This window comes from Streptomyces sp. NPDC103540 (assembly GCF_055584445.1).
In genome coordinates this window covers 16,483-43,317 of sequence record NZ_JBVJMA010000017.1, presented here as the reverse complement: position 1 = coordinate 43,317, position 26,835 = coordinate 16,483, and the positions used below count along the sequence as shown (strand labels likewise).

General features: G+C 75.4%; 2 protein-coding genes. Both read right to left on the bottom strand.

The annotated features are described in order from the left end of the window. Positions 1–74: 74 nt before the first annotated feature. Positions 75–11,408, bottom strand: a complete 11,334-nt coding sequence (locus ACZ6ZI_RS32535) for a type I polyketide synthase (RefSeq protein ID WP_469526937.1) — start codon at positions 11,406–11,408, stop codon at positions 75–77. 27 nt (positions 11,409–11,435) lie between these two features. Next, the gene (locus ACZ6ZI_RS32530) at positions 11,436–26,789 is read right to left on the bottom strand and encodes a type I polyketide synthase (protein WP_469527220.1); all 15,354 of its coding nucleotides are present in this window, start codon (positions 26,787–26,789) and stop codon (positions 11,436–11,438) included. Between the last annotated feature and the right edge of the window lie 46 nt (positions 26,790–26,835).

Here is a 26,835-nt window from a genome sequence, read left to right as displayed (position 1 = left end):
ACCCGCCGGGAAGTGTCAGGAGGAGTGGTGCGGTGGTGCGGCCGCGTTGGTGTGCACCGTGCTCACGGGGCTGCTCAGGAGCCGTCGAGTTCCTGGTCGACGAGGGCGAAGATGTCGTCGACGGTCGCGTCCCGGAGCTGTTCGTCGGAGGAGGCGGGGGTCCGCCCGGGTGACGTGTCGCCCGCTCGACCTTCGGGCGTCGCGCTCTCGTCGAACGCCGACAGCAGGCCCAGCAGCCGGGTCCTGATCCGGGACCGCACCGCTTCGTCGTCCGCTCCCAAGCCGCCGAGTCCGGCGAGGACGCCCTCCAGTCGTTCCAGTTCCCCGAAGACCGTCAGGGCCGACGGGGCGGCCGCCCGCTCGGGCACGAGGTCGAGCCGGATGCGGGCGACGAGCGCGGCGGGGGTGGGGCAGTCGAAGACGAGGGTGGCCGGGAGTCGCAGGCCGGTGGCGGAGGCCAGCCGGTTGCGCAGCTCGACCGAGGTGAGCGAGTCGAAGCCGAGCAGCTTGAACTCCCGGTTGCGGTCGACCTCGCGCGGGTCCTCGATGCCGAGCACGGCGGCCACCCGGGTGCGTACCAGGTCGAGCAGGACCGCGTCGCGTTCGGGCTCGGACAGCCGGACGAGCCGGTCGCGCAGGGCGTCGGCGCCGCCCGCCGTGTCGGACTCGCGGACCGTACGGCGTACGGCCGGCCGGACGAGACCGCGCAGGATCGCCGGCACGGGCCGTCGCTCACCCCCCTGCGGCTCGCCGGCCTTCCGCCGCGGGGTGTCGAAGCGCACCGGTACGGCGACGGCGTGTTCTCCGGTCCGGGCCGCGTCGAACAGTGCGAGGCCCTCCGCCGGGTCGAAGGGGACCAGCCCGGAGCGGGTCATCCGGTCGCGCGCGGCCCCCTCCAGGCCCGAGGCCATGCCGCCGTCGGCCCAGGGGCCCCAGGCGATGGCGGTGGCGGGCAGTCCGGCGGCCGCGCGGCGCTGGGCGAGCGCGTCGAGGAAGGCGTTGGCCGCCGCGTAGTTGCCCTGCCCCGCACTGCCGAGGGTCGCCGCCACGGAGGAGAACAGGACGAAGGCCGACAGGTCCGTGTGCCGGGTCAGTTCGTGCAGGTGGAGCGCGGCGTCCACCTTGGGGCGCAGGACCGCGTCCAGCCGGTCCGGGGTGAGCGAGGCGACGACTCCGTCGTCCAGGACGCCGGCGGCGTGGACCACGGCGGTCAGCGGGCGTTCGGCGGGGACGGCCGCCAGCACCGCGGCCAGGGCGTCGCGGTCGGCCGCGTCGCAGGCTTCCATGGTCACGGTCGCCGCGCCCGCGGCGAGCAGGTCGTCACGCAGCCGGCTCGCCCCCTCGGCGGCGGGGCCTCGCCGGCCGATGAGCAGCAGGTGCCGTGCCCCGTGTTCGGCCACCAGGTGGCGGGCGACGAGCCCGCCCAGGGCCCCGGTGGCGCCCGTGACGAGCACGGTGCCCGCCGGGTCGGGCTCGGTCGGGACCGTCAGCACGAGTTTGCCGATGTGCCGGGCCTGGCTCAGGTGGCGCAGCGCGGCGGGCGCCTGTCGTACGTCCCAGCAGGTGCGGGGCAGCGGCCTGAGCCTGCCGGCCTCGAACAGGGCCACCAGCTCGCGGAGCATGACGCCGATCCGGCCGGGGCCCGCTTCGATGGTGTCGAAGGCCGTGTAGCGGGCGCCCCGGTGCTCGCGGGCGACGGCGTCGGGGTCGCGGACGTCCGTCTTGCCCATCTCCAGGAAGCGGCCCCCGTCGGCCAGGGTCCGCAGGGAGGCGTCGGCGTAGGCGCCGGCGAGGGAGTTGAGGACGACGTCCATCCCGTGCCCCCCGGTGGCGTCCCGGAAGCGCCGCTCGAAGTCGAGGTCGCGCGAGGAGGCGAGGTGGTCCGGGTGCAGACCGGTCGCCCGCAGGGCCGCCCATTTGCCGGGCCCGGCGGTGCCGTGGACCTCGGCGCCGAGGTGACGGGCCAGCTGGGTCGCGGCCATGCCGACGCCGCCCGCCGCGGAGTGCACCAGCAGCGTCTGTCCGGCCCGCAGGTCCGCCAGGTCGACGAGGGCGTAGTAGGCGGTCAGGAACACGATCGGTACCGAGGCGGCCTCGGCGAACGTCCACTTCTCGGGCATCCGCGCCACCATGCGGTGGTCGGCGACGGCGAGCGGGCCGAACGCCTCGGGGATCATGCCGAACACCCTGTCCCCCACCGCGAGGCCGGTGGTGCCCGGCCCGGTCTCGACCACGACACCGGCGCCCTCGCTGCCGAGCGTGGCGCCGCCCGGGTACATGCCGAGCGCGATCAGGGCGTCGCGGAAGTTGACGCCGGCGGCGCGCACCGCGATGCGGACCTGGCCGGCGCCGAGCGGGGCCGCCGCGGCGGGGTTCGCGGTCAGGGCGAGGTCGTCGAGGGTGCCGGCGGCTCCGGCGGTGGCGCCCGTGGTGAGCCGCCAGTGCGTCGTACCGGGGGTGGGCCGCAGCCCGTCCGCGGGCGTGCGGCGGGCGAGCCGGGGGACGTACGCCGTGCCGCCGCGCAGGGCCAGCTGCGGTTCACCGGTCGCCAGCGCGGCGGACAGCACCCGCGCGGACGGCCCGGGACCGCCCGGCGCCTCGGGCTCCGCGAAGCCGTCGGGGGCCGAGGTTCCGTCGGGGTCCACGAGGTCCACGAGCACGAGGCGTTCGGGGTTCTCCGACTGCGCGGACCGTACGAGGCCCCAGAGCGCGGCCTGGGCCGGGTCGGTGACCGTGGAACCCGCCTCGGGGGCGACGGCACCCCGGGTGAGGAGCACCAGCCGCGAGCCGGCGGTGCGGTCGTCACCGAGCCAGGTCCGCAGGAGCGCGAGGCCCTCCCCGACCACGGCGCGGACCTCCTCGGCGGCGCCGTCGGCGGCCGAGCCCGCGCCCTGCGGCGCCGGCACCAGGACGGTCTCGGGGAAGGGTGCCGCGTCGGCCTCCGCGTCGGCCGGGCGGGCGAGGAGGGCGAGCAGGCCCGCGTGGTCCTCGACGCGTACGGGGTGCGGGGTGTCCGGGGCGTCCGTCCCGGCGAGCGGGAGGACCGGCCAGTCCATCCGGTACAGGGTGTCGGGGTGTTCGACCCGACCGGCCTCGGACAGCCGGTCGGAGGTCACCGTCCGCAGCGCGAGGGACTCGACGGAGGCGACCGGCCGGCCCGTGCCGTCGGCTGCGAGCAGGGACACCGTGTCCGGGGCGGTCGAGGTCAGCCGCACCCGCAGGGCCCGCGCGCCGGTCGCGTCGAGTCGTACGCCGTTCCAGGCGAACGGGACCCGCCCCTCGCCGGTGTCGGGCAGGAGCCCGCCCAGGCCGACCGCGTGCAGGGCGGAGTCGAGGAGCGCCGGATGGACGCCGAAGCCGTCCACGGCGGTGTCCGGCGGCAGCGCGACCTCGGCGAACACCTGCCCTTCGCGGCGCCACAGCGCGCGCAGCCCCCGGAACAGCGGGCCGTATCCGAATCCGAGCTCCGCCAGCCTCTCGTAGTACCCCTCGATCGGGACGGCCCGGGCGCCTGCCGGCGGCCACTGCGCCAGCTCCTCCCCCTCGCCGGGCGTCCGGGGTTCGGGGGCGAGCAGCCCCACCGCGTGGGTCGACCAGGGCTCGTCGGGGGTGTCGACGTCCGGCCGCGAGTGGATGCGTACGGTACGGCGGCCCTCGTCGTCGGGACCGGTCACGGCGACCTGGATCCGCAGCCCGCCCCGGGCCGGCAGGACCAGCGGGGCCTGGAGGGTCAGTTCCTCCACCCGGCCGCAACCCGTCTCGTCGGCGGCCCGGACGGCGAGGTCGAGCAATGCCGTGCCGGGTACCGGTACCACCCCCATGACCTGGTGTTCCGTCAGCCAGGGCTGTGCGGTCGTCGAGAGCCTGCCGGTGAGTACGACCCCCTCGCCGTCGGCGAGGGCGACGGCGGCCCCGAGCAGCGGGTGCTCGGCGGAGCGCAGCCCGGCGCTCGTGAGGTCCCCGGTGGCGGGCCCGGCGTCGAGCCAGTGACGGGTGCGCTGGAAGGCGTAGGTGGGCAGGTCGACGCGGCGCGCTCCCCGGCCGGCGAAGACCGTCTGCCAGTCGACGCCCGCGCCGTGGACGTGAAGCCGGGCCAGGGCCGTCGCGACGGCCTCCTCCTCGGCCCGGTCCGTACGCAGGACCGGGATCACGACCTCGTCGCCGCCCAGGCAGTCCTGGGCCAACGCGCTCAACACACCACCCGGACCGACCTCCAGGAACGTGTCCACCCCTTCGTCGGCGAGGGCGCTCACGGCGTCGGCGAAGCGGACGGCCTCACGGACGTGCCGCACCCAGTAGTCGGGGGTGCCGAACTCCTCGGCAGGGACGATCCGCCCCGTGAGCGTGGAGACGATCGGCAACGTCGGCGTACCGAACGTCACCCCTGCCACGATCTGCCGGAACTCCTCCAACATCGGGTCCATGAGCGGGGAGTGGAAGGCGTGCGAGACCGTCAGCGCCTTCATCTTCCGGCCGCTCGGGGAAAGCCGGTCGACCACGGTCGCGACGGCTTCGTCGCCACCCGAGATCACCACCGACGTGGGCCCGTTGACGGCGGCGATCCCCACCCGGTCCTCGAAACCGGCCAGGAGGTCCCGTACTTCCTCCTCCGAGGCCTGGACGGCGACCATCACTCCCCCGGCGGGCAACCCCTGCATCAGACGACCCCGCGCGGCCACCAGACGGGCCGCGTCCTCCAGCGACAACACCCCCGCCACATGCGCGACCGCGAACTCCCCCACCGAATGCCCCGCCAGGACATCGGGCCGCACACCCCACGACTCCAACAGGCGGAACAGAGCCACCTCGACCGCGAAGAGGGCAGGCTGCGCGAACTCCGTCCGCTCCAGCGCTTCCGCGTCGGCACCGAACACCACCTCACGCAGCGCACGATCCAGATGCGCGTCGACATACGCGCACACCGCGTCGAAGGCATCCGCGAACACCGGGAAGGCCGCATACAACTCCCGCCCCATCCCCAGCCGCTGACTGCCCTGCCCCGAGAAGAGGAACGCCACCTTGCGGTCCGTGGAAGCGGTGGCACGCGCTGTCGTGGGCGTCGCTTCGGCATCCCCGTTCGCCAGTGCGCGCAGCGCGGGCAGGAAGTCCTCCCGTCGGGTGCCGACCACAGCGGCCCGGTGCTCCAGCGCGGCGCGGGAGGTGGCCATGGTCAGGGCCACGTCGACCGGTTCGAGGCCGGGATGGGCCTCGACGTGCGCCAGGAGGCGTTCGGCCTGCCCACGGAGGGCTTCCGGGCCGCTACCGGACACGAGCCACGGGACCGGGGCAGGGGCCGGGGACGGGTTCGGGGACGGGGACGGGTTCGGGGACGGGGGCTGCTCGATGATGACGTGGGCGTTGGTGCCGCTCACGCCGAAGGAGGAGACGCCCGCACGGCGGACGTGCCGCTCGTCGGCGCTCCAGTCGACGGCTCCGGTCAGCAGCTCGACGGAGCCGGCCGACCAGTCGACGTGCGGGGTCGGCTCGTCCACGTGCAGCGTCCGGGGCAACACCCCGTGCCGCATCGCCTGCACCATCTTGATGATCCCGCCCACGCCGGCAGCCGCCTGCGTGTGGCCGATGTTCGACTTCAACGACCCCAACCACAGGGGCCGATCAGCCGGACGATCCTGCCCGTACGTCGCCAACAACGCCTGCGCCTCGATCGGGTCACCGAGCGTGGTCCCCGTGCCGTGCGCCTCGACCGCGTCCACGTCGGCCGCCGACAGACCGGCCTGCGCGAGCGCCTGCCGGATCACCCGCTGCTGCGCCGGACCGTTCGGCGCCGTCAAACCGTTCGACGCACCATCCTGATTCACCGCCGACCCACGCACCACCGCCAACACCCGGTGCCCGTTGCGGCGCGCGTCCGACAGCCGCTCCACCAGCAGCATGCCCACACCCTCGCCCCAGCCCGTACCGTCCGCCGCGGCCGCGAACGGCTTGCACCGACCGTCCGCCGCCAGCCCGCGCTGCCGACTGAACTCGATGAACGCGTGGGGGCTGGACATCACGGTCACGCCGCCGGCCAGAGCGAGGTCGCACTCGCCTCGCCGCAGGGCCTGGGCGGCGAGGTGCAGGGCGACCAGCGAGGACGAGCAGGCCGTGTCGACCGTCAGCGTCGGCCCCTCCAGGCCGAAGGAGTACGCGATGCGGCCCGAGACCACGCTGCCGGAGCTACCGGTGCCGATGTAACCCTCCAGGTCCTGCGGGACGCTCAGCAGACGTGCCGCGTAGTCCTGGTAGCCGGAGCCGATGAAGACGCCCGTGGCGGTGCCGCGCAGTGCGGTGGGGTCGAGACCGGCCCGTTCGAACGCCTCCCAGGAGGTCTCCAACAGCAGGCGTTGTTGGGGGTCCATGGCCAGGGCCTCGCGCCGCGAGATGCCGAAGAACCCCGGGTCGAAGTCGGCGACGTCGTACAGGAAGCCGCCGTTCTCCGTGTACGTGGTGCCGGGCCGGTCGGGGTCCGGGTCGTAGAGGGATTCCAGGTCCCAGCCCCGGTCGGTGGGGAAGGCGCCGATCGCGTCACGGCCGTCCGCGACGAGGGACCACAGCTCCTCGGGGGTGCGTACGCCGCCCGGGTAGCGGCAGCTCATGGCGACGATGGCGATGGGGTCCTCGTCGCCGTCGGACGCACGGCGGGCCTGTTTCGGCGGGAGGGGATCGGCGGAGGTGCCCGCGGTGGCGGCCGTCAGTTCGGCCACGAGGTGTGCGGCGAGGGCGTTCGGGGAGGGGTGGTCGAAGACGAGGGTGGCCGGGAGGTGGACTCCGGTGGCGGAGCCGAGCCGGTTGCGCAGCTCGACGGCGGTCAGCGAGTCGAAGCCCACCTCGCGGAACGCGCGGTCGGCCGCGACGGCCTCCGTGTCCTGGTGCCCGAGGACCGCCGCGGCCTCGCGCCGTACGAGGGCGAGGACCGCCCGGGTCCGCTCGGTGCCGGTCAGCGTCGCGATCCGGTGGGCGAGCCCGCCCGGCTCGCCGGCGCCCTCGCCCGGCGCCCGGTCCTCCTCGGCGGCGGGTGCCGCGGCCGCCTCGGGGATCGCGCGCAGCAGGGGGCTCGGACGGAGCAGCGTGAAGGAGCGTGCGAAGCGGTCCCATACGACGTCGGCCACGGTGACGGTGGTCTCGTCACGGCCGACGGCCGTGCGCAGCGCCGTGATCGCCGCCTCCGGGGCGAGGGCGGGCAGGCCGCGTCGGTGGAGGCGTTCCTCGGCGGCGCCGTCCTCGACCATTCCGCCGCCGGCCCACGGCCCCCAGGCCACCGCGGTGGCGGTGAGTCCGCGGGCCCTGCGGTGTTCGGCGAGGGCGTCGAGGGAGGCGTTGGCCACGGCGTAGGCCGCCTGCCCGGCGGCGCCCCACACCCCGGAGATCGACGAGAAGAGGACGAAGGCGTCCAGGGGGTGGTCCCCGAGCAGGTCGTCCAGGTGCCGGGCGCCCGCCGTCTTGGCGGCGAGGACCTCGGCGAACGCGCCCGGTGTGGTGTCGGCGAGCATCCCGGGGGTTCCGACGCCGGCCGCGTGCACGACCGCGGTCGGCGGGTGTTCCGGGGGGAGGCCGTCGAGCAGTCGGGCCAGTGCGGCGCGGTCCGCGACGTCGCAGGCCGCGATGGTGACCCGGGCACCGAGGCCCTCCAGTTCGGCGCGCAGGGTTTCGGCTCCGGCGGCCTCGGGCCCGCGTCGGCTCGTCAGCACCAGGTGGTCCGCGCCCGCGCCGGCCGCCCAGCGGGCGACGTGGGCGCCCAGGGCTCCGGTGCCCCCGGTGATCAGGACGGTGCCGTGGGGCTGCCAGGCGGCGGCCTCGGCGGGCGTCGCGGCCGGGTGCGACGGGGCGCGCAGGAGGCGGCGTACGAAGGTCCCGGAGGCGCGTACGGCCAACTGGTCCTCGTCCCCGTGGGCGCCGGTGAGCGCGGCCGTGAAGCGGCGGGCGGCGCGGGCGTCCAGCACCTCGGGGAGGTCGATCAGCCCACCCCACCGTCGGGGGTGTTCCAGCGCGGCGGTGCGGCCGAGGGCCCAGACCTGCGCCTGGCCGGGTTCGCGGAGCGGGTCGGAGGGGGCCGTGGAGACGGCGCCCCGGGTCACGGACCACAAGGGCGCGTCGATGCCGGCGTCGCCGAGGGCCTGGATCAGGGTCAGGGTCGCGGCGAGCCCTTCGGACAGCGCGGGGTGCGCCGCGTGCGGCCGAGCGTCGAGGGCCGCCGGTGAGAGGACTCCGTCGACGGTGGCGTCGGTCAGCTCCGCGCGCAGCCGGTCGGCGAGCTCCCGCCGGTCGGTGCCGGGCTCGACGTGCAGCAGGCGTACGTCCGCCCCGTGCTCGCGCAGGGCCCCCAACGCGGCGCCGGTCCAGGGGTCGTCCGTCAGGCGGGCGGGTACGACCGCCGCCCAGGTGCCGGCCGGGCGCGTGGGATCGGGGGCGGTGGCCGGCGCGGGCCGCCAGCCGACGCGGTAGCGCCGGCCGTCCGCCGTGGTGTGCTCGCGGTGGGTGCGGCGCCACAGGGACAGCGCGGGCAGGACCGAGCTGAGGGGGGCGTCGTCGCTCAGGTCGAGCCGTTGCGCGAACTCCGCGAGGTCGGCGCGTTCCACGGAGTCCCAGAACCGGGCTTCCGTCGGGTCGGCGCCCTCGGCGGGGGCGGGGGGACGGGGGGCGAAGGCGGTCGACTCCAGCCAGTAGCGGCGGCGTTGGAAGGCGTAGGTGGGCAGGTCGCACGGGGTGGACGGGTCGGCGGCCGGGGCGCCGGTCGGGGCGATCGGGACGCCGTGGACGTGGAGCCGTGCCAGCGCGGAGGCCACGGCCGGCTCCTCGGGGCGGTCCGCCCGCAGCAGTGGCACGGCCACCGCCTCCCGCTGATCGAGGAGTTCCTGGGTGGCGGCGGTCAGTACGCCGCCGGGGCCGATCTCGACGAACGCCGTCACTCCGGCGTCCGCGAGGGTCCGCACCGCGTCCGCGAACCGCACCGCCGCGCGGACCTGGCCCACCCAGTGGTCGGCGTCGGCCGGTTCGTCGGCCGTCACCGGGCGTCCGGTGGCGGTCGACACCATGGCGATGGTCGGCTCGGCGAAGGCCACCCGTCCGGTGATCTCCCGGAACGTTTCGAGCATGGGTTCCATCAGCGGGGAGTGGAAGGCGTGGGAGACGGCGAGCGGCTTCGTCCTGCGGCCTTCGACGGCCAGTTTCCCGGCCACGACCGCGACCGCCTCCGCCTCGCCCGAAACCACCACCGAGGAAGGCCCGTTGACGGCGGCGATGCCCACCCGGTCCTCGAAACCGGCCAGGAGGTCCCGTACTTCCTCCTCCGAGGCCTGGACGGCGACCATCACTCCCCCGGCGGGCAGCTCCTGCATCAGACGACCCCGCGCGGCCACCAGACGGGCCGCGTCCTCCAGCGACAACACCCCCGCCACGTGCGCCGCGGCGAACTCCCCCACCGAATGCCCCGCCACCACGTCCGGCCGCACGCCCCACGACTCGACGAGCCGGAACAAGGCCACCTCGATCGCGAAGAGGGCCGGCTGGGCGAACGCGGTGCGGTTCAGCGGCTCCTCGTCCTCACCGAACACCACCTCCTTCAGGGGCCGCTCCAGGTGCCGGTCCAGCTCGACGCACACCGCGTCGAAGGCGTCCGCGAACACCGGGAAGGCGGCGTACGACTCCCGCCCCATCCCGAGCCGCTGGCTCCCCTGCCCCGAGAACAGGAAGGCGACCTTGGTCTTCCGCACCGCCGTGCCCTCGGCGACCGCGGTCGTCGGCTCGTGACGGGCGAAGGCCTCCAGCCCGGCGAGGAGTTCCTCGCGGTCGCCCCCCACCACGGTCGCGCGGTGCGGCAGCGCCGCGCGGGTCGTCGCGAGCGCGTGACCGATGGCGGCGGCCGGGGTCGACGGGTTTTCCCGTACGTACGTCAACAGGCGCCGGGCCTGGTCGGGCAGCGCCCCGGGGGTGCGGGCCGACAGCGGCCACAGGACCGGTGGCCGCGGCTGCGGGACGGCGGACGCGGGGGTGGGGGATTCGGCGGGCGGCGGCGGGGTGGTCTCGGGGGCCGACTCTTCCAGGACGACGTGGGCGTTGGTGCCGCTCACTCCGAACGACGACACGCCGGCCCGGCGCGGCCCCTCCCCTCGCGGCCACGCGACGGCCTCCGTGAGCAGCCGGACGGCGCCCGACGTCCAGTCCACGTGCGGCGACGGCTCGTCGACGTGCAGGGTCGCGGGGAGCACCCCGTGGCGCATGGCCATCACCATCTTGATGACGCCGGCGACGCCCGCCGCGGCCTGGGTGTGGCCGATGTTCGACTTGAGCGCGCCGAGCAGCAGGGGGCGTGCGTTCGGGCGGTCCTGGCCGTACGTGGCGAGCAGGGCCTGGGCCTCGATCGGGTCACCGAGGACGGTTCCGGTGCCGTGGGCCTCGACGGCGTCGACGTCGCTCCCGGTGAGGCCGGCGTCGGTGAGGGCCTGCCGGATCACCTTGCGCTGGGCGGGGCCGCTGGGGGCGGTGAGGCCGTTGGAGGCGCCGTCCTGGTTGATGGCGCTGCCCCGCACCACGGCCAGGACGCGGTGGCCGTTGCGGCGGGCGTCGGAGAGCCGCTCGACGAGCAGCATGCCGACGCCCTCGCTCCACCCGGTGCCGTCGGCGGCGGCCGAGAACGGCTTGCAGCGGCCGTCGGCGGCCAGTCCCCGCTGCCGGCTGAACTCCATGAAGGCGCCCGGTGTGGACATGACGGTCACCCCGCTGACCAGGGCGAGGGTGCACTCGCCCTTGCGGAGCGCCTGGGCGGCGAGGTGCAGGGCCACGAGCGACGAGGAGCACGCCGTGTCGACCGTGACCGCGGGCCCCTCCAGGCCGAAGGTGTAGGCCAGCCGGCCGGAGAGGACGGCGGCGGCGTTGCCCGTGCCGAGGTGGCCGTCGAAGTCCTCCGGGGAGGTGGACAGTCGGGCGTAGTCCTGGCCGTTGGTGCCGGCGAACACTCCGGTGCGGGTGCCGCGCAGTGCGGCCGGGTCGATGCCGGCGCGCTCGAAGGCCTCCCAGGCGGTCTCCAACAGCAGGCGCTGCTGCGGATCCATCATCAGTGCCTCGCGCGGGGAGATCCCGAAGAACTCCGCGTCGAACTCGGCGGCCCCGTCGAGGAATCCGCCGTGGCGGACGTAGCAGGTGCCCGCGTGGTCCGGGTCGGGGTCGTACAGCGCGTCCAGGTCCCAGCCCCGGTCGGCCGGGAAGCCGGAGATCGCGTCGCCGCCCTCGGCGAGCAGCCGCCACAGGTCCTCGGGCGAGGCGATGCCTCCGGGGAAGCGGCAGCTCATCGCGACGATGGCGATGGGTTCCCGGGTGTCGGCCGTCAGCTTGCGGTTCTGCCGGCGCAGCCGTTCGGTCTCCTGGAGGGAGGCCCGCAGCGCCTGAACGATCTTGTCGTTCGATGTGGTCATCATGTGCTCCGTGTTCAGGGCCGTGGATCAGGCTTCGCTGTCGCCCAGCGCCAGTTCGATGAGGTGGTCGAGGTCCATCTCCGCGATGGCGGAGTCGGCGTCCGAGTCGCTCCCGCGGTCCGGGGCGTCCTGCGGGGACGTCGTCGTCGCGTCGGCCGGTCGCGCCAGGCCCAGGAGGGCGTCCAGGAGCCCGGCTTCCCGCAGGCGGGACGGTGGGATCGACGCGAGGGCCGCGCGTACGCGGGCGTCCTCGGACGAGCCGTCCGGGCCGGCGGCGGTGGTGGCCCGTCCGGGCAGCAGGTCGTCGAGCAGCCGGTCGGTGAGGGCGCTCGGGGTGGGGTGGTCGAACACCATCGTCGTCGGGAGTCGCAGTCCGGTCGCGGAGCCGACGCGGTTGCGGAGTTCGACCGCGGTGAGGGAGTCGAAGCCGAGTTCCCGGAAGGCCCGGTCGGGCTCGATCGCGTCGGTGCGCGGGTAGCCCAGCACTGTGGCGGCCTCCTCGCGCACCAGGTCCAGCAGGACGTCGTACCCGTCCTGCGGGGAGAGCCCGGACAGCCTCCGCGCGAGGTCCGCGGCGGCGGGTGCGGTGGACGGTTCTCCGTCGGTGTCCGCGCCGTGGCCGGCCAGTGCAGCCCGCGCCTCGGGCAGGTCGCCGAGGAGCGCGCTCGGCCGTCCGATCGTGAACGCGGGCGCGAACGTCGGCCAGTCGACGTCGGCCACCACCACGGCCGTCTCGTCCCGGTCCATGGCGCGTTGCAGGGCCGCGACGGCCAACTCCGGTGAGATCGAGGGCAGTCCGCTGCGCCGGAGGTACGCGTCGGCCCCGTGGTCGGCGGCCATTCCGCCCTCGGCCCAGGGGCCCCAGGCGACGGATGTCGCGGCCAGCCCCCTGGCCCGGCGGTGCTGGGCCAGCACGTCGAGGAAGGCGTTGCCGGCGCTGTAGCCCGCCTGGCTGCCGCTGCCCCACACTCCGGAAACGGACGAGAACAGGATGAACGCGTCGAGCGCGCGGTCGGCGAGCAGTTCGTCGAGGTGGACCGCCCCGGCCACCTTGGCCGCGAGGACGGCGGCCAGGTCCTCGGGCCCGGTGTCCGCGAGCGGGGCGAACTGGGGCAGTCCCGCCGCGTGCACGACCGCGGTGAGGGGGGCGGGGTCGGCGGCCAGCTCGTCCAGCAGGGCGGCCAGTGCCGTCCGGTCGCTGACGTCGCAGGCGGCGACCGTGACCCTGGCGCCCGTCAGCCTGAGCTCGGCGGCGAGTTCCCGCACGCCTTCGGCGGCTTCGCCCCGCCTGCCGGTGAGGACCAGGTGCTCGGCACCGCGGCGGGCCAGCCAGCGGGCGGCATGCCCACCGAGCGAGCCCGTACCGCCGGTGATCAGTACGGTGCCGTGCGAGGTCCAGCCGGTGTCACCGCTGCCGGTTGGGGTGTCGGTGTCGACGTCGCTGCCGGTGCGGATCCCGCTGCCGGTGCCGGTGCCGGCTTCACGGGGCATGCGGGCCAGCCGGCGGACCGACACGCCGGCGGCGCGCACCGCGATCTGGTCCTCCCCACCGGATCCGCCGAGCACGTCGGCCAGCCGGGCGAGCGCCCGCTCGTCCCCCGCACCGGGGGCGGGAAGGTCGACCAGGCCGCCCCAGCGGCGCGGGGCCTCCAGCGCGACAGCCCGCCCCAGACCCCACACGAGGCCCTGGAGCGGTCGCGTGACCGGTTGGGAGTCGCCGGTGGCCACGGCCCCGCGGGTGACGCACCACAGGGGCGCCTCCACGTCGAGCACGCCCAGGGCGCGCACCAACGCGACGGTGGTGGTGAATCCGACCGGCAGCCCCGCGTGGACGGGGTGGGCCCGCTCATCGCACGCCAGCAGGGACAGGACACCGGCCACGGGTCCGCCTCCCCCGACCCCCGCCTCCCGGAGGAGGCCGGCGATCGTGTCCCGGTCGGCCGCGGGGCCGACGACGGTGACGACCGCGGGTTCGGCGCCCCGGCCGCGCAGCGCAAGGACGTAAGGGGTGGCGGCCTCGGCATCGGTGGTCACGATCAGCCAGGTCCCCGACAGCGCGCCGGAGGGCGACTCGGTCATCGGCCGCCACACCGCCCGGTAGCGCCAGTCGTCCAGGGTGGAACGCGTACGGCTCTCCCGCCGCCAGGTGGCCAGCGCGCCGAACACCGAGTCCGCGGACGCCTCCGCCCCCACCCCCAACCGCTCGGCCAGGGTCTCGGTCCGGCCGCTCTCGACGGCTTCCCAGAACTCCGCTTCGGCCGCGTCCGTGCTCGCGTCACCGGAACCACCGGCCGCGACCGGTGCGGGGGCGGGCCGGAGCCAGTAGTGGTCGCGCTGGAAGGCGTAGGTGGGCAGGTCGACGCGGCGGGCTCCCCGGCCGGCGAAGACCGTCTGCCAGTCGACGGCCGCGCCGTGGACGTGGAGCCGGGCCAGGGCCGTCGCGACGGCCTCCTCCTCGGCCCGGTCCGTACGCAGGACCGGGATCACGACCTCGCCGCCGCCCAGGCAGTCCTGGGCCAACGCGCTCAACACACCACCCGGACCGACCTCCAGGAACGTGTCCACCCCTTCGTCGGCGAGGGCGCTCACGGCGCCGGCGAAGCGGACGGCCTCACGGACGTGCCGCACCCAGTAGTCGGGGGTGCCGAACTCCTCGGCAGGGACGATCCGCCCCGTGAGCGTGGAGACGATCGGCAACGTCGGCGTACCGAACGTCACCCCTGCCACGATCTGCCGGAACTCCTCCAACATCGGGTCCATCAGCGGGGAGTGGAAGGCGTGGGACACGGCGAGCGGCTTCGTCTTGCGGCCCTCGGCGGTCAGCTTCCCGGCCACGACCGCGACCGCGTCCGCCTCGCCCGAAACCACCACCGAGGTGGCCCCGTTGACGGCGGCGATGCCCACCCGGTCCTCGAAACCGGCCAGCAGCGCCCGTACTTCCTCCTCCGAGGCCTGGACGGCGACCATCACTCCCCCGGCCGGCAATCCCTGCATCAGACGACCCCGCGCGGCCACCAGACGGGCCGCGTCCTCCAGCGACAACACCCCCGCCACGTGCGCGGCGGAGAACTCACCCACCGAATGCCCGGCCACCACGTCCGGCCGCACACCCCACGACTCCAACAGGCGGAACAACGCCACCTCGACCGCGAACAACGCCGGCTGCGCGAACTCGGTCCGCTCCAACAGCCCGGCCTCAGCACCGAACACCACCTCACGCAACGGACGGTCCAGATGCGCGTCGACATACGCGCACACCGCGTCGAAGGCGTCCGCGAACACCGGGAAGGCCGCGTACAGCTCCCGCCCCATCCCCAGCCGCTGACTGCCCTGCCCCGAGAACAGGAAGGCCGTGCGTCCCCCGGACGCGCCCGCGATGCCCCGTACGAGGTCGGCCGCCGATTCCCCCTTGCTCAGGGCGTCGAGTCCGGCGACGAGCTCTCCCCTGGTCCGGCCGAGCACGACCGCACGGTGGGGCATGGCGGTGCGGGTCCCGGCGAGGGAGAACGCGAGGTCCACCGGTGTGAGGTCGGGGTGGGTACGCGTGTGGACGAGGAGGTTCCCCGCCTGTTCGCGCAGGGCCGCCAGGTCCTTGCCGGACACCACCCAGGGCAGGTACGGCTCCCCGGCGTCCTGGGCCGCGGGGGCCGGGGCGGCGGGGGCCGGCGGGGCCTCCTCGATGACGGTGTGGGCGTTGGTGCCGCTCACGCCGAAGGAGGAGACGGCCGCGCGACGCGGCCGACCGTTCGCCGTCCACGTCACGGGCTCGGTGAGCAGCCGTACGGCGCCGGCGGACCAGTCGACGTGCGGGGTCGGTTCGTCCACGTGGAGCGTCGCGGGCAGCAGGCCGTGCCGGAGGGCCATGACGGTCTTGATGACGCTCGCCACGCCGGAGGCCGCCTGGGTGTGGCCGATGTTCGACTTGAGCGAGCCCAGCCACAGGGGCCGGTCCGCGGGCCGGTCCCGCCCGTACGTGGCCAGCAGCGCCTGTGCCTCGATCGGGTCGCCCAGCGCGGTGCCGGTGCCGTGCGCCTCGACGGCGTCCACGTCGAGGGTCGACAGGCCGGCGTCGGCCAGCGCCTGGCGGATGACCCGCTGTTGGGCGGGACCGTTCGGGGCGGTCAGGCCGTTGGAGGCCCCGTCCTGGTTGACGGCGCTGCCCCGTACGACGGCCAGCACCGGATGCCCGTTGCGCCGGGCGTCGGAGAGCCGCTCGACCAGGAGCATGCCGACTCCCTCGCCCCAGCCGGTGCCGTCCGCCGCGCCGGCGAAGGGCTTGCAGCGGCCGTCGGCGGCCAGTCCGCGCTGCCGGCTGAACTCGACGAAGGCGTTGGGGCCGGCCATCACGGCGGCACCGCCGACCAGGGCCAGGGCGCATTCGCCCCGGCGCAGTGCCTGCGTGGCCAGGTGCAGGGCGACCAGCGAGGACGAGCACGCCGTGTCGACGGTCATCGCGGGGCCCTCCAGCCCGAGCGAGTAGGCGATCCGTCCTGACATGACGCTGCCGGCGGCGCCGGTGAGGAGGTGGCCTTCGACGCCGTCGGGCAGCTCGCCCGGCGAGGCGCCGTAGCCCTGGTAGCCGGAGCCGATGAACACGCCGGTGGCTGTGCCGCGCAGCGACGAGGGCACGAGGCGGGCCCGTTCCAGGGCTTCCCAGGCCGCTTCCAGGAGCAGGCGCTGCTGCGGGTCCATGGCGAGGGCCTCGCGCGGCGAGATCCCGAAGAAGGCCGGGTCGAAGCGGCCGGCGTCGTAGAGGAAGGCGCCCCGGTCGACGTAGGTGGTGCCGGGGTGTTCGGGGTCCGGGTGGTACAGGGAGTCGAGGTTCCATCCGCGGTCGGCGGGGAAGGTCGACACGGCGTCGACTCCGTCCACGAGCAGCTGCCACAGCCGTTCGGGCGTGTCGGCGCCGCCCGGGAAGCGGCAGCTCATGGCGACGATCGCGATCGGTTCGTCGGTCTCCGGCCGGTCGGTGCCGGCCGGGTGCGGGTGGTCGGCGGACGTGGCGCCGGCCGTGTGGCCGGCGAGTTCGGAGGCCAGGAAGGCGGCCAGGGCCGTCGCGTTGGGGTGGTCGAAGACGAGGGTGGCGGGCAGGCTCAGCCCGGTGGCACGGGCCAGTCGGTTGCGCAGTTCGACTCCGGTGAGGGAGTCGAAGCCGAGGTCCTTGAAGGGCCGGTCCTCGGCCACCGCCTCCGCGCCGGTGTGGCCGAGGGCCTGGGCCACCTCGTCCCGCACGAGGTCCAGGAGGACCCGCCGGTGCTCGGCTGCCGGGAGGGCGTCGAGCGTGGCGGTGAGGGTGGGCCGGCCGGCGCCGTCGGGCGGGCCTGCGGGTCCGGGGGTGCCGTCGGGCGCCGCGAGCGCCTTGCGGGCCTCGGGGAGGTCGGCGAACAGTGCGGCGGGCCGGGCGATGGTGAAGGCGGGGGCGAACCGGTCCCAGCCGATGTCCGCGACGACGATGGAGGTCTCGTCGTGGTCCAGGGCCCGCTGGAGCGCCGCCACCGCGAGGTCCGGGGACATCGCGGGCAGTCCGCGCCGGCGCAGGTGCGCTTCCGCCTCGTCGTCTCCGGCCATGCCGCCGTCGGCCCAGGGGCCCCAGGCGACGGCCGTGGCGGTGAGGCCGCGGGCGCGGCGCGCCTCGGCGAGTGCGTCGAGGTGGGCGTTGGCGGCGGCGTAGGCGGCCTGGTTTCCGCTGCCCCAGGTCGCCGCGACCGACGAGAACAGGACGAAGGCGTCCAGGGGCCGGTCGCCCAGCAGCTCGTCGAGGTGTGCCGCTCCCGCGGTCTTGGCCGCGACGACCGCCGACAGGTCGGTCGGGGTCAGGGTGTCGGTGGGGGTGAACTGGGGGGTGCCGGCCGCGTGGACGACCGTCCGCAGGGGGTGTCGTTCCTCCGGCAGCGACTTCAGGAGGTCGGCGACCTGCTCGCGGTCGGACACGTCGCAGGCCACGACGGTGGCCCCGGCCCCCAGCCGCTCGATCTCGGCGACGAGTTCGCGGGCTCCGGGGGCTTCGGGGCCCCGCCGGCCGGCCAGGACGATGTGTTCGGCGCCGCCGCGCGCCATGTGGCGTGCCACGTGGGCGCCGAGGGCGCCGGTTCCCCCGGTGATCAGTACGGTGCCGCGCGGCTGCCGTCCGGCGGCGCGGGCTGCGGTGTCGGACGTGGCGTCGGCGGGGGCCCGGCCCAGGCGGCGGGCGAAGACGCCGGACGGCCGGATCGCGATCTGGTCCTCGCCGCCGGCGGCCCCGGCGGACGCGGTGGGTGTGGTGGGTGTGGTGGGTGTGGTGGGTGTGGTGGGTGCGGACAGTACGGACGTCAGGCGGCGGGCCGCCCGCTCGTCGAGTTCGCCACCGGGCAGGTCCACGAGGCCGCCCCAGCGGTCGGGGTGTTCCAGGGCCACCGAGCGGCCGAGTCCCCAGACCATGGCCTGGCGCGGGCTCGTCAGGGCGTCCGCGCGCCCGACCGTGACCGCTCCCCTGGTGAGGCACCAGAGCGGGGCGGTCACCTCCGCTTCGCCCAGGGCCTGGACGAGGAGGGTGGTCAGGGCCAGGCCGGTGGGCAGCCTCGGGTGGGCTGGGTGGGGTTCCTCGGCGAGCGCCAGCAGGGACAGGACGCCGGCCGGGGCCGTCTCGGCGTACGCCTGGCGCAGGCGGGCGGCGAGTTCGGCGCGGTCCGCGTCGCCCCGTACGACCAGGGGTACGACGTCGGCGCCGTGGCGGGACAGGGCGCCGACGACCTCGGCGGCCGTGCGGGCGGCCTGCCCGCCCTCGGTGCCTGTGGGGCCTGCGGTGTCTTGCGGAACGACGATCAGCCAGGTGCCGGCCGGCTCGGTGGTGTCCCGGTGGATGAGCGGCTTCCAGGTGACGCGGTAGCGCCAGGTGTCGACGACGGAGCGGTCCCGCCGGCGGCGGTGCCACTGGGACAGCGCGGGAAGTACGGAGCTGAGCGGGGAGTCCCCGGTGACCTCCAGCCGCTCGGCCAGGGCGGCGAGGTCCTGGTTCTCGACGACGTCCCAGAACGCGGCCTCCGTCGGGTCCGCCGCCCCCGCTCCCGAGTCCTGCGGGTCGGTGGGCAGCAGCCAGTACGGCCGGTGCCGGAAGGCGTAGGTGGGCAGGTCGACGCGGCGCGCTCCCCGGCCGGCGAAGACCGTCTGCCAGTCGACGCCCGCGCCGTGGACGTGGAGCCGGGCCAGGGCCGTCGCGACGGCCTCCTCCTCGGCCCGGTCCGTACGCAAGACCGGGATCACGACCTCATCGCCCTCCAGGCAGTCCTGGGCCAACGCGCTCAACACACCACCCGGACCGACCTCCAGGAACGTGTCCACGCCCTCCCCGACGAGGGCGCTCACGGCGTCCGCGAAACGAACCGCCTCACGGACGTGCCGCACCCAGTACTCGACGGAGCGGAACTCCTCCTCCGACACCGGGCACCCCGTGAGCGTGGAGACGATCGGCAACGTCGGCGTACCGAACCTCACCCCTGCCACGATCTGCCGGAACGCGTCGAGCATGGGGTCCATGAGCGGGGAGTGGAAGGCGTGGGAGACGGCGAGCGGCTTCGTCTTGCGGCCCTCGGCCGCCAGACGGTCGACCACGGTCGCGACCGCGTCCGCCTCACCCGAAACCACCACCGACGTCGGCCCGTTGACGGCGGCGATCCCCACCCGGTCCTCGAAACCGGCCAGCAACGCCCGTACTTCCTCCTCCGAGGCCTGGACGGCGACCATCACTCCCCCGGCGGGCAACCCCTGCATCAACCGGCCCCGCGCGGCCACCAGACGGGCCGCGTCCTCCAAGGACAGCACCCCCGCCACATACGCGACCGCGAACTCACCCACCGAATGCCCCACCAGGACATCGGGCCGCACACCCCACGACTCCAACAGGCGGAACAGAGCCACCTCGACCGCGAACAACGCCGGCTGAACGAACTCCGTCCGCTCCAACAGCCCGGCCTCAGCACCGAACACCACCTCACGCAGGGGCCGATCCAGGTGCCGGTCCAGCTCGGCGCAGGCCTCGTCGAAGGCCCGGGCGAAGGCCGGTCGGGCCGCGTACAGCTCGCGCCCCATGCCGAGCCGCTGGCTGCCCTGCCCGGAGAACAGGAACGCGGTGCGGCGCCCGCCGGCGGGTGCCGTGCCCGTCGCCGTTCGCGGGCCCGGGGTCTCGCCGTGTGCGAGCTCGGCCAGTGCCCGCAGCAGGTCGTCGCCGTCGGTGCCGGTGATCGCGGCGCGGTACGGGAAGGAGGTGCGGGTGGTGGCCAGGGAGAACGCGATGTCCGTCGCGTCGAAGGGCCGGTCGGTCCCGGCCTGGGACCGGGTGTGGGCGAGGAGCCGTTCCGCTTGGGCGCGCAGTCCTTCCTCGTCCTTCGCGGAGAGCAGCCAGGTGACGGGCGCCCGTTCGGTCGTCGTTTCGGCCGGTGCTTCGGCAGCGGCTTCGACCTGGGCTTCGACTGGGGCTTCGACCTCGACTTCGGCCGGTGCCTGTTCGACGATGACGTGCGCGTTGGTGCCGCTGACTCCGAACGAGGACACGCCCGCCCGACGGGGGCGGTCCGGTGCCGCCCACTCCCGCGGTTCGGTCAGCAGTCGGACCGCACCCGCGGACCAGTCCACGTGCGGTGACGGCTCGTCGACGTGCAGGGTCGCGGGGAGCACCCCGTGGCGCATCGCCATGACCATCTTGATGACGCCGGCGACGCCCGCCGCCGCCTGGGTGTGCCCGATGTTGGATTTGACGGTGCCCAACCACAGGGGCCGGTCGGCGGGCCGGTCCTGCCCGTACGTGGCCAGCAGGGCCTGCGCCTCGATCGGGTCGCCGAGCGTGGTGCCCGTGCCGTGCGCCTCCACGGCGTCGACCTCGCCGGCCGTGAGACCCGCGTCGGCCAGGGCCTGGCGGACCACGCGCTGTTGCGCGGGCCCGTTGGGGGCGGTGAGTCCGTTCGAGGCACCGTCCTGGTTGATGGCGGAGCCGCGTACGACGGCCAGCACCCGGTGCCCGTTGCGCCGTGCGTCGGAGAGCCGTTCCACCAGCAGCATGCCGGCGCCCTCGGCGAGGCCGGTGCCGTCGGCGGAGGCGGCGAAGGCGCGGCAGCGGGCGTCGGGGGACAGCCCGCGCTGCCGGCTGAAGCCGATCAGCGCACCGGGGGTGGACATGACGGTGACGCCGCCGGCGAGGGCCAGGTCGCATTCGCCCCGGCGCAGGGACTGCGCGGCCAGGTGGAGTGCGACGAGGGAGGAGGAGCAGGCCGTGTCGACGGTGACGGCCGGTCCTTCCAGGCCGAAGGTGTAGGCGACGCGGCCCGAGACGACCGAGGCGGAGTTGGCGGTGAGGAGGTGTCCTTCCGTGTCCCGTGTCTCGTGGTGGGACAGGCCGACGGCGTAGTCCTGGCCGTTGGTGCCGGCGAACACTCCGGTGCGGCTGCCGCGCAGCAGGGCCGGGTCGATGCCGGCGCGTTCGAAGGCCTCCCAGGAGGTTTCCAGGAGCAGTCGCTGCTGGGGGTCCATGGCGAGGGCCTCGCGCGGCGAGATCCCGAAGAACTCGGGGTCGAAGTCTCCGGCGTCGTGCAGGAAGCCGCCTTCCCTGACGTAGCTGGTGCCCGGATGGTCGGGGTCCGGGTGGTAGAGGGAGTCGAGGTCCCAGCCGCGGTTGGCGGGCAGGGCGGTGACGGCGTCGGTGCCGTCCGCGAGGAGGTCCCACAGGTCTTCGGGGCTGCGGACCTCGCCGGGCAGTCGGCAGGTCATGGCGACGATGGCGATGGGCTCGTCGTCGCCGGTGACGGTGGCGGCGGTGGCGGTGGCGGTGCGGCCTGTGGTGGCGGGGGCCGGTGCGGTGCCGGTGCCGGGTATCCGTTCGAGGAGGTGGTCGGTGAGGGCGGCGGGGGTGGGGTGGTCGAAGACGGTGGTCGCGGGGAGGCGTACGCCGGTGGCGGTGGCGAGGCGGTTGCGGAGTTCCATCGCGGCGAGGGAGTCGAAGCCCAGGGAGCGGAAGGCCCGCCCGGGGTCGACGGCCTCGGGGGTGGAGTGGCCGAGTACGGCGGCGACCTGGCCGCGTACGAGCGCGAGCAGGGCGTCGGCGCGGCGGGTGGGCGGGAGGGCGACCAGACGGGCGAGCTCGGCGGGGAGGGCTCCGGGGCCGGTGCCGGACCGGGCGGAGCGTCGGGAGGGGGTGCGGACCAGGCCGCGCAGGAGGGGCGCCACGGGGGTGGTCGCCGCCTGGGCGCGCAGGGCGGCGAGGTCGAGGCGTACGGGGGCCAGGGTCGCGTCGTCCAGGGTGCGGGCGGTGTCGAGGAGGCGCAGGCCGTCCTCCGCGTCGAGCGGGAGGAGGCCGGCGCGGGCCATGCGGCGCAGGTCTCCGTCCTCCAGTCGGGTCTGGTCGCCGCGTTCGTCCCAGACGCCCCAGGCGAGCGCGGACGCGGGCAGGCCCTGGGAGCGGCGCAGGTGGGCGAGGGAGTCGAGGAAGGCGTTGCCGGCCGCGTAGGCGCCCTGTCCGGCGCCGCCGAGCGTGCCGGCGAGGGAGGAGAAGAGGACGAAGGCGGAGAGGTCGAGGTGTCGGGTCAGTTCGTGGAGGTGGAGTGCGGCGTCGACCTTGGGGCGCATGACCCGGTCGAGGTCGTCCGGGGTGAGGTGGTCGACGAGTCCGCCGGCGACCACGGCCGCGGCGTGGACGACGGCGGTCAGGGGCCGGTCGTCGGGGAGGCCGGCGAGGAGGGCGGCCAGGGCGTCGCGGTCGGCGGTGTCGCAGGCGGCGAGGGTGACGGTGGCGCCGAGTGCGGCGAGTTCGTCGCGGAGTTCGGTCGCGCCCTCGGCGTCGGGGCCGCGGCGACTGGTGAGGAGGACGTGGCGGACGCCGTGGGTGGTGATGAAGTGGGCGGCGACGAGCCTGCCGAGGGCGCCGGTGCCGCCGGTGACGAGTACGGTGCCCCGCGGGTCGATCGCGGGTGTGCCGGTGGACGTGGTGCCGTCGGGCGGGGCTGCGGCGGCGTGCGGTGCGACGGGGACGCGGGCGAGGCGCGGTACCGACACGCGGCCCGCGCGCAGGGCCAGTTGGGGTTCGCCGGAGGCGACGGCCGCGGCGACGCGGCCCAGTGACTCGGGGCGGCCGTCGGTGTCGGCGAGGACCAGCCGGCCCGGATGTTCGGCCTGGGCCGAGCGGATCAGGCCCCACACGGGGGCGTGTTCGGGCCGGGTGGGCCGTACCCGCGCCCCTTCCTCGTCCTCGGCGGGGACCGCGACGGCGTCCCGGGTGAGGACGACGAGTCGGGAGGCGGCGAGGCGTTCCTCGGCCGGCCAGGCCTGGACGAGGGCCAGCACGTCCCGCGTGAGGGCCCGCACGGCGTCGGCGTCGGGTTCCGCCCCGGCGGCGGACGCGGGGAGGACGGCGGCCACCACGTCGGGGACGGGCGCGCCGGCGGCGAGGGCTCCGGCCAGGGCGGCCAGGTCGGGGTGCGTGTCGGGGTGGAGGCCGGCGGCGCGCAGGCCGGCGGCGGCCTCCCGCGTGTCGTGCGGGTCGGTCCCGGGGCCGGCGCCGATGACGGCCCAGTGCCCGGCGCCGGCGGGTGTGGTGTCCGCGAGCGGGAGCGCCGGCCAGTCCACGCGGTAGAGGTGTTCGTGGTGGTCGGTGAGCGCGGCCCGCAGGTGTTCCTCGCGGACCTCGCGGAAGGTGAGCGTGCCGATGGTCGCCACGGGCCGCCCGCTGTCGTCCCAGGCGGTGAGGGCGACGGCCTCGGTGCCGACGGGGGTCAGGCGGACCCGCAGCCGGGTGGCTCCGGTGGCGTGCAGGCGTACGTCCTCCCAGGCGAAGGCCATCCGGCCGGTGCCCATGTCGCCGAGCGGGCCGAACCCGACGCCGTGCAGGGCCGCGTCGAGGAGGGCGGGGTGGAGGCCGTACCGGCCGGTTTCGGGGTGCTCGGCGCTCTCGTCGGGGAGGGCCACCTCGGCGAACACCTCGTCCCCCAGGCGCCAGGCGGCGCGCAGGCCCTGGAAGAGGGGGCCGTAGGAGAAGGAGCGCGCGGCGAGCCCGGCGTAGAAGCCGTCGAGGTCGACGGGGCTCGCCCCGGCGGGCGGCCAGGGCGCCGGGGCGGGCTCCGCCTCGGCGGGCCGGGGCGCGGGGGTGGACGTCAGGACGCCGGTGGCGTGGCAGGTCCAGTCGTCCTCGGGGGCCGCGGTGTCGGGCCGGGAGTGGATGGAGAGCGGCCGGTCGCCGGCCGCGTCGGCCGGGCCGACCGCGACCTGCACGACGGCGCCGCCGTGTTCGGGCAGCACCAGCGGTGCCTGGAGGGTGAGTTCGGCCAGCTCGTCGCAGCCGACGTGGTCACCGGCGCGGACCGCGAGTTCCACGAACGCCGTTCCCGGCAGGAGGGCCGCGCCCAGCACGACGTGGTCGGCGAGCCAGGGATGGGTGGGGTGGGCGAGCCGTCCGGTCAGCAGCAGCCCGTCGGAGTCCGCGAGGGAGACGACGGCCCCCAGCAGGGGGTGGTCCGAGGAGGCGAGACCGAGGCCGGCGGCGTCGGCGGCGGTGTGCGGGGCGTCGAGCCAGTAGCGCTCGTGCCGGAAGGCGTAGGTGGGCAGGGGGATCCGGCGGGCGCCCGTGTCGGCGAAGACGGCCGTCCAATCGAGGGTGACGCCGTGCGCGTGGGCCTCGGCGGCCGAGCGCAGGAACCGGCCGACGTCCCCTTCGTCGCGGCGCAGCGTCCCCAGGGTGACGGCGTCGCCGCCGAGGTCGTCCAGGGTCTCCTGGATGCCGATCGTGAGGACCGGGTGCGCGCTGACCTCGACGAGGGCGTCGTGGCCGTCCCGGACGAGGGCGCGGGTGACGTCCTCGAAGCGTACGGTCCGGCGCAGGCTGCGGTACCAGTACTCGGCGTCGAGCCCGTCGGTGTCGACGACGGTCCCGGTGACGGTGGAGTAGAACGGTACGTCGCACACCCGGGGGGTGATGTCGGCCAGGGCGTCGAGGACCCGGTCGCGTACGGCTTCGACGTGCGCGGAGTGGGAGGCGTAGTCCACGGCGATCAGTCGGGCCCGGACGTCGTCGGCGTGGAGGGCGTCGCGCAGTTCGGTGAGTGCCTCGGAGTCGCCGGAGACGACGAGGGAGGTCGGACTGTTCACGGCGGCGACCGACAGCCGGTCGCCCCAGGGGGCCATGAGGGGGGTCAGTCGCTGCGGCGGCAGCGCGACCGACAGCATGCCGCCGCGCCCGGACAGCGCGGTCAGGGCCTGGCTGCGCAGGGCCACGACCTTCGCGGCGTCCTCCAGGCTGAGGGCTCCGACGACGCAGGCGGCGGCGATCTCGCCCTGGCTGTGGCCGGCGACCGCCGCGGGGTGCACGCCGTAGGAGCGCCACAGCTCGGCGAGCGAGACCATGACGGCGAACAGAACGGGCTGGACGACGTCGACCCGGTCGAAGCCGGGGGCGTCGGGCGCGCCGCGCAGGACGTCCGTCAGGGACCAGTCGACGTGGGGGGCGAGGGCGTCCTCGCACTGGCGGATGCGTTCGCGGAATACGGGTGCGGTGTCGAGGAGTTCGACGGCCATGCCCGCCCACTGGGATCCCTGGCCGGGGAAGACGAACGCGACCTGGCGGGGGTCCGCGGCGGTGCCGCGGACCAGGGCGGTGCCGGCCGTGTCGGGGGCGTCGTCGGCCAGCGCCGCCAGGGCCCGGTCCAGGCCGTCGCGGTCCGCCGCGAGCAGCACGGCCCGGTGGGGGAAGGCGGTACGGGTCGTGGCGAGGGAGTGGGCGATGTCGACGGCGCCGGGGGCGGTGTAGGTGCCGCGTCCGGTGTCGGTGTCGGTGTCGGTGGGCGGCGTGGCGAGGTGGGAACGGAGCCGGGCGGCCTGCGCGGTGAGGGCGGCGGGGGTCTTGCCCGACACGACCCACGGGATGAGGGGCAGGGCGGGGGCGGCCCGCCCGGCGGAGGCGGCCTCGACGGGGGTGTCACCGGCGGCGGTGTCCGTGGCGGCGGTGTCCGTGGTGGGGGTGTCCTCCGCGGCCTCCGGCCCTCCGGAAGCGGCGGCGAGGTGTTGTTCGATGACGACGTGCGCGTTGGTACCGCTGACGCCGAAGGCGGAGACACCGGCGCGCCGGGGCCGGCCGGTCTCGGGCCACGCGGTGTTCTCCGTGACCAGGCGGACGCTGCCGTCCGACCAGTCGACGTGCGGGGTCGCCTCGTCGGCGTGCAGGGTCCGGGGCAGGATCCCGTGGCGCAGGGCCTGCACCGCCTTGATGACGCCCGCGACACCGGCCGCGGCCTGGGTGTGCCCGAGGTTGGACTTGACGGAGCCGAGCCACAAGGGTCGCTCCGCGGGCCGCTCCCGGCCGTAGGAGGCGATGAGCGCCTGCGCCTCGATCGGGTCGCCGAGCGTGGTGCCGGTGCCGTGGGCCTCGACGAGGTCCACGTCGGAGGGGGACAGCAGGCCGTTGGCCAGGGCCTGGTGGATGACGCGCTGCTGGGCGGGGCCGTTGGGGGCGGTCAGCCCGTTGCTGGCCCCGTCCTGGTTGACGGCGGAGCCGCGTACGACGGCCAGCACCGGGTGTCCGAGCCTGAGGGCGTCGGAGAGCCGCTCGACGAGGAGCATGCCGACGCCCTCGGACCAGCCGGTGCCGTCCGCCGAGGCGGAGAACGCCCGGCAGCGGCCGTCGGGGGACAGCCCGCGCTGCCGGCTGAACTCGACGAACGTCGTCGGCGCCGCCATCACGGTGACCCCGCCGGCGAGGGCGAGGTCGCACTCGCCCTGGCGCAGGGCCTGTACGGCGAGGTGGAGCGCCACCAGGGAGGAGGAGCAGGCGGTGTCGACGGTGACGGCCGGGCCCTCCAGGCCCAGGGTGTAGGCGATGCGGCCGGAGACGACGCTGCCGGTGTTGCCCGTGCTCACGTACCCCTCGACGCCCTCGGGCATCGAGGGGAGCCGGGAGACGTAGTCGTGGTACATGACTCCGGCGAACACCCCGGTGCGGGTGCCGCGCAGGGACGTCGGGTCCATCTCGGCCCGCTCGACGGCCTCCCAGGAGGCTTCGAGGACGAGCCGTTGCTGGGGGTCCATGGCGAGGGCCTCGCGGGGGCCGATCCCGAAGAACGCGGGGTCGAACGCGGCGGCGTCGTGGAGGAATCCGCCTTCCCGCGCGTAGGTCGTGCCGGGGTGGGCGGGATCGGGGTCGTAGAGCGCGTCGAGGTCCCAGCCGCGGTCGGTGGGGAACCCGGAGATGGCGTCGGTGCCCGAGACCACGAGGTCCCACAGGCCTTCGGGGGTCGTGACGCCGCCGGGGAAGCGGCAGCTCATGCCCACGATCGCGATCGGTTCGTGGTTCTTGCCCTCGGCCTCGCGCAGTCGCCGGCGCGCGTGCCGCAGATCGACGGTGGCACGCTTGAGGTAGTCGCGGAGTTTGGTCACGTCTGTCGTCATCTGGATTCTGTTCCTCAACGCGAAGGGATGTCGT

Bases quoted from the DNA above. Each gene is read 5' to 3' on its own strand.
- ACZ6ZI_RS32535 (WP_469526937.1), bottom strand. From the start codon at position 11,408: ATGACCACATCGAACGACAAGATCGTTCAGGCGCTGCGGGCCTCCCTC.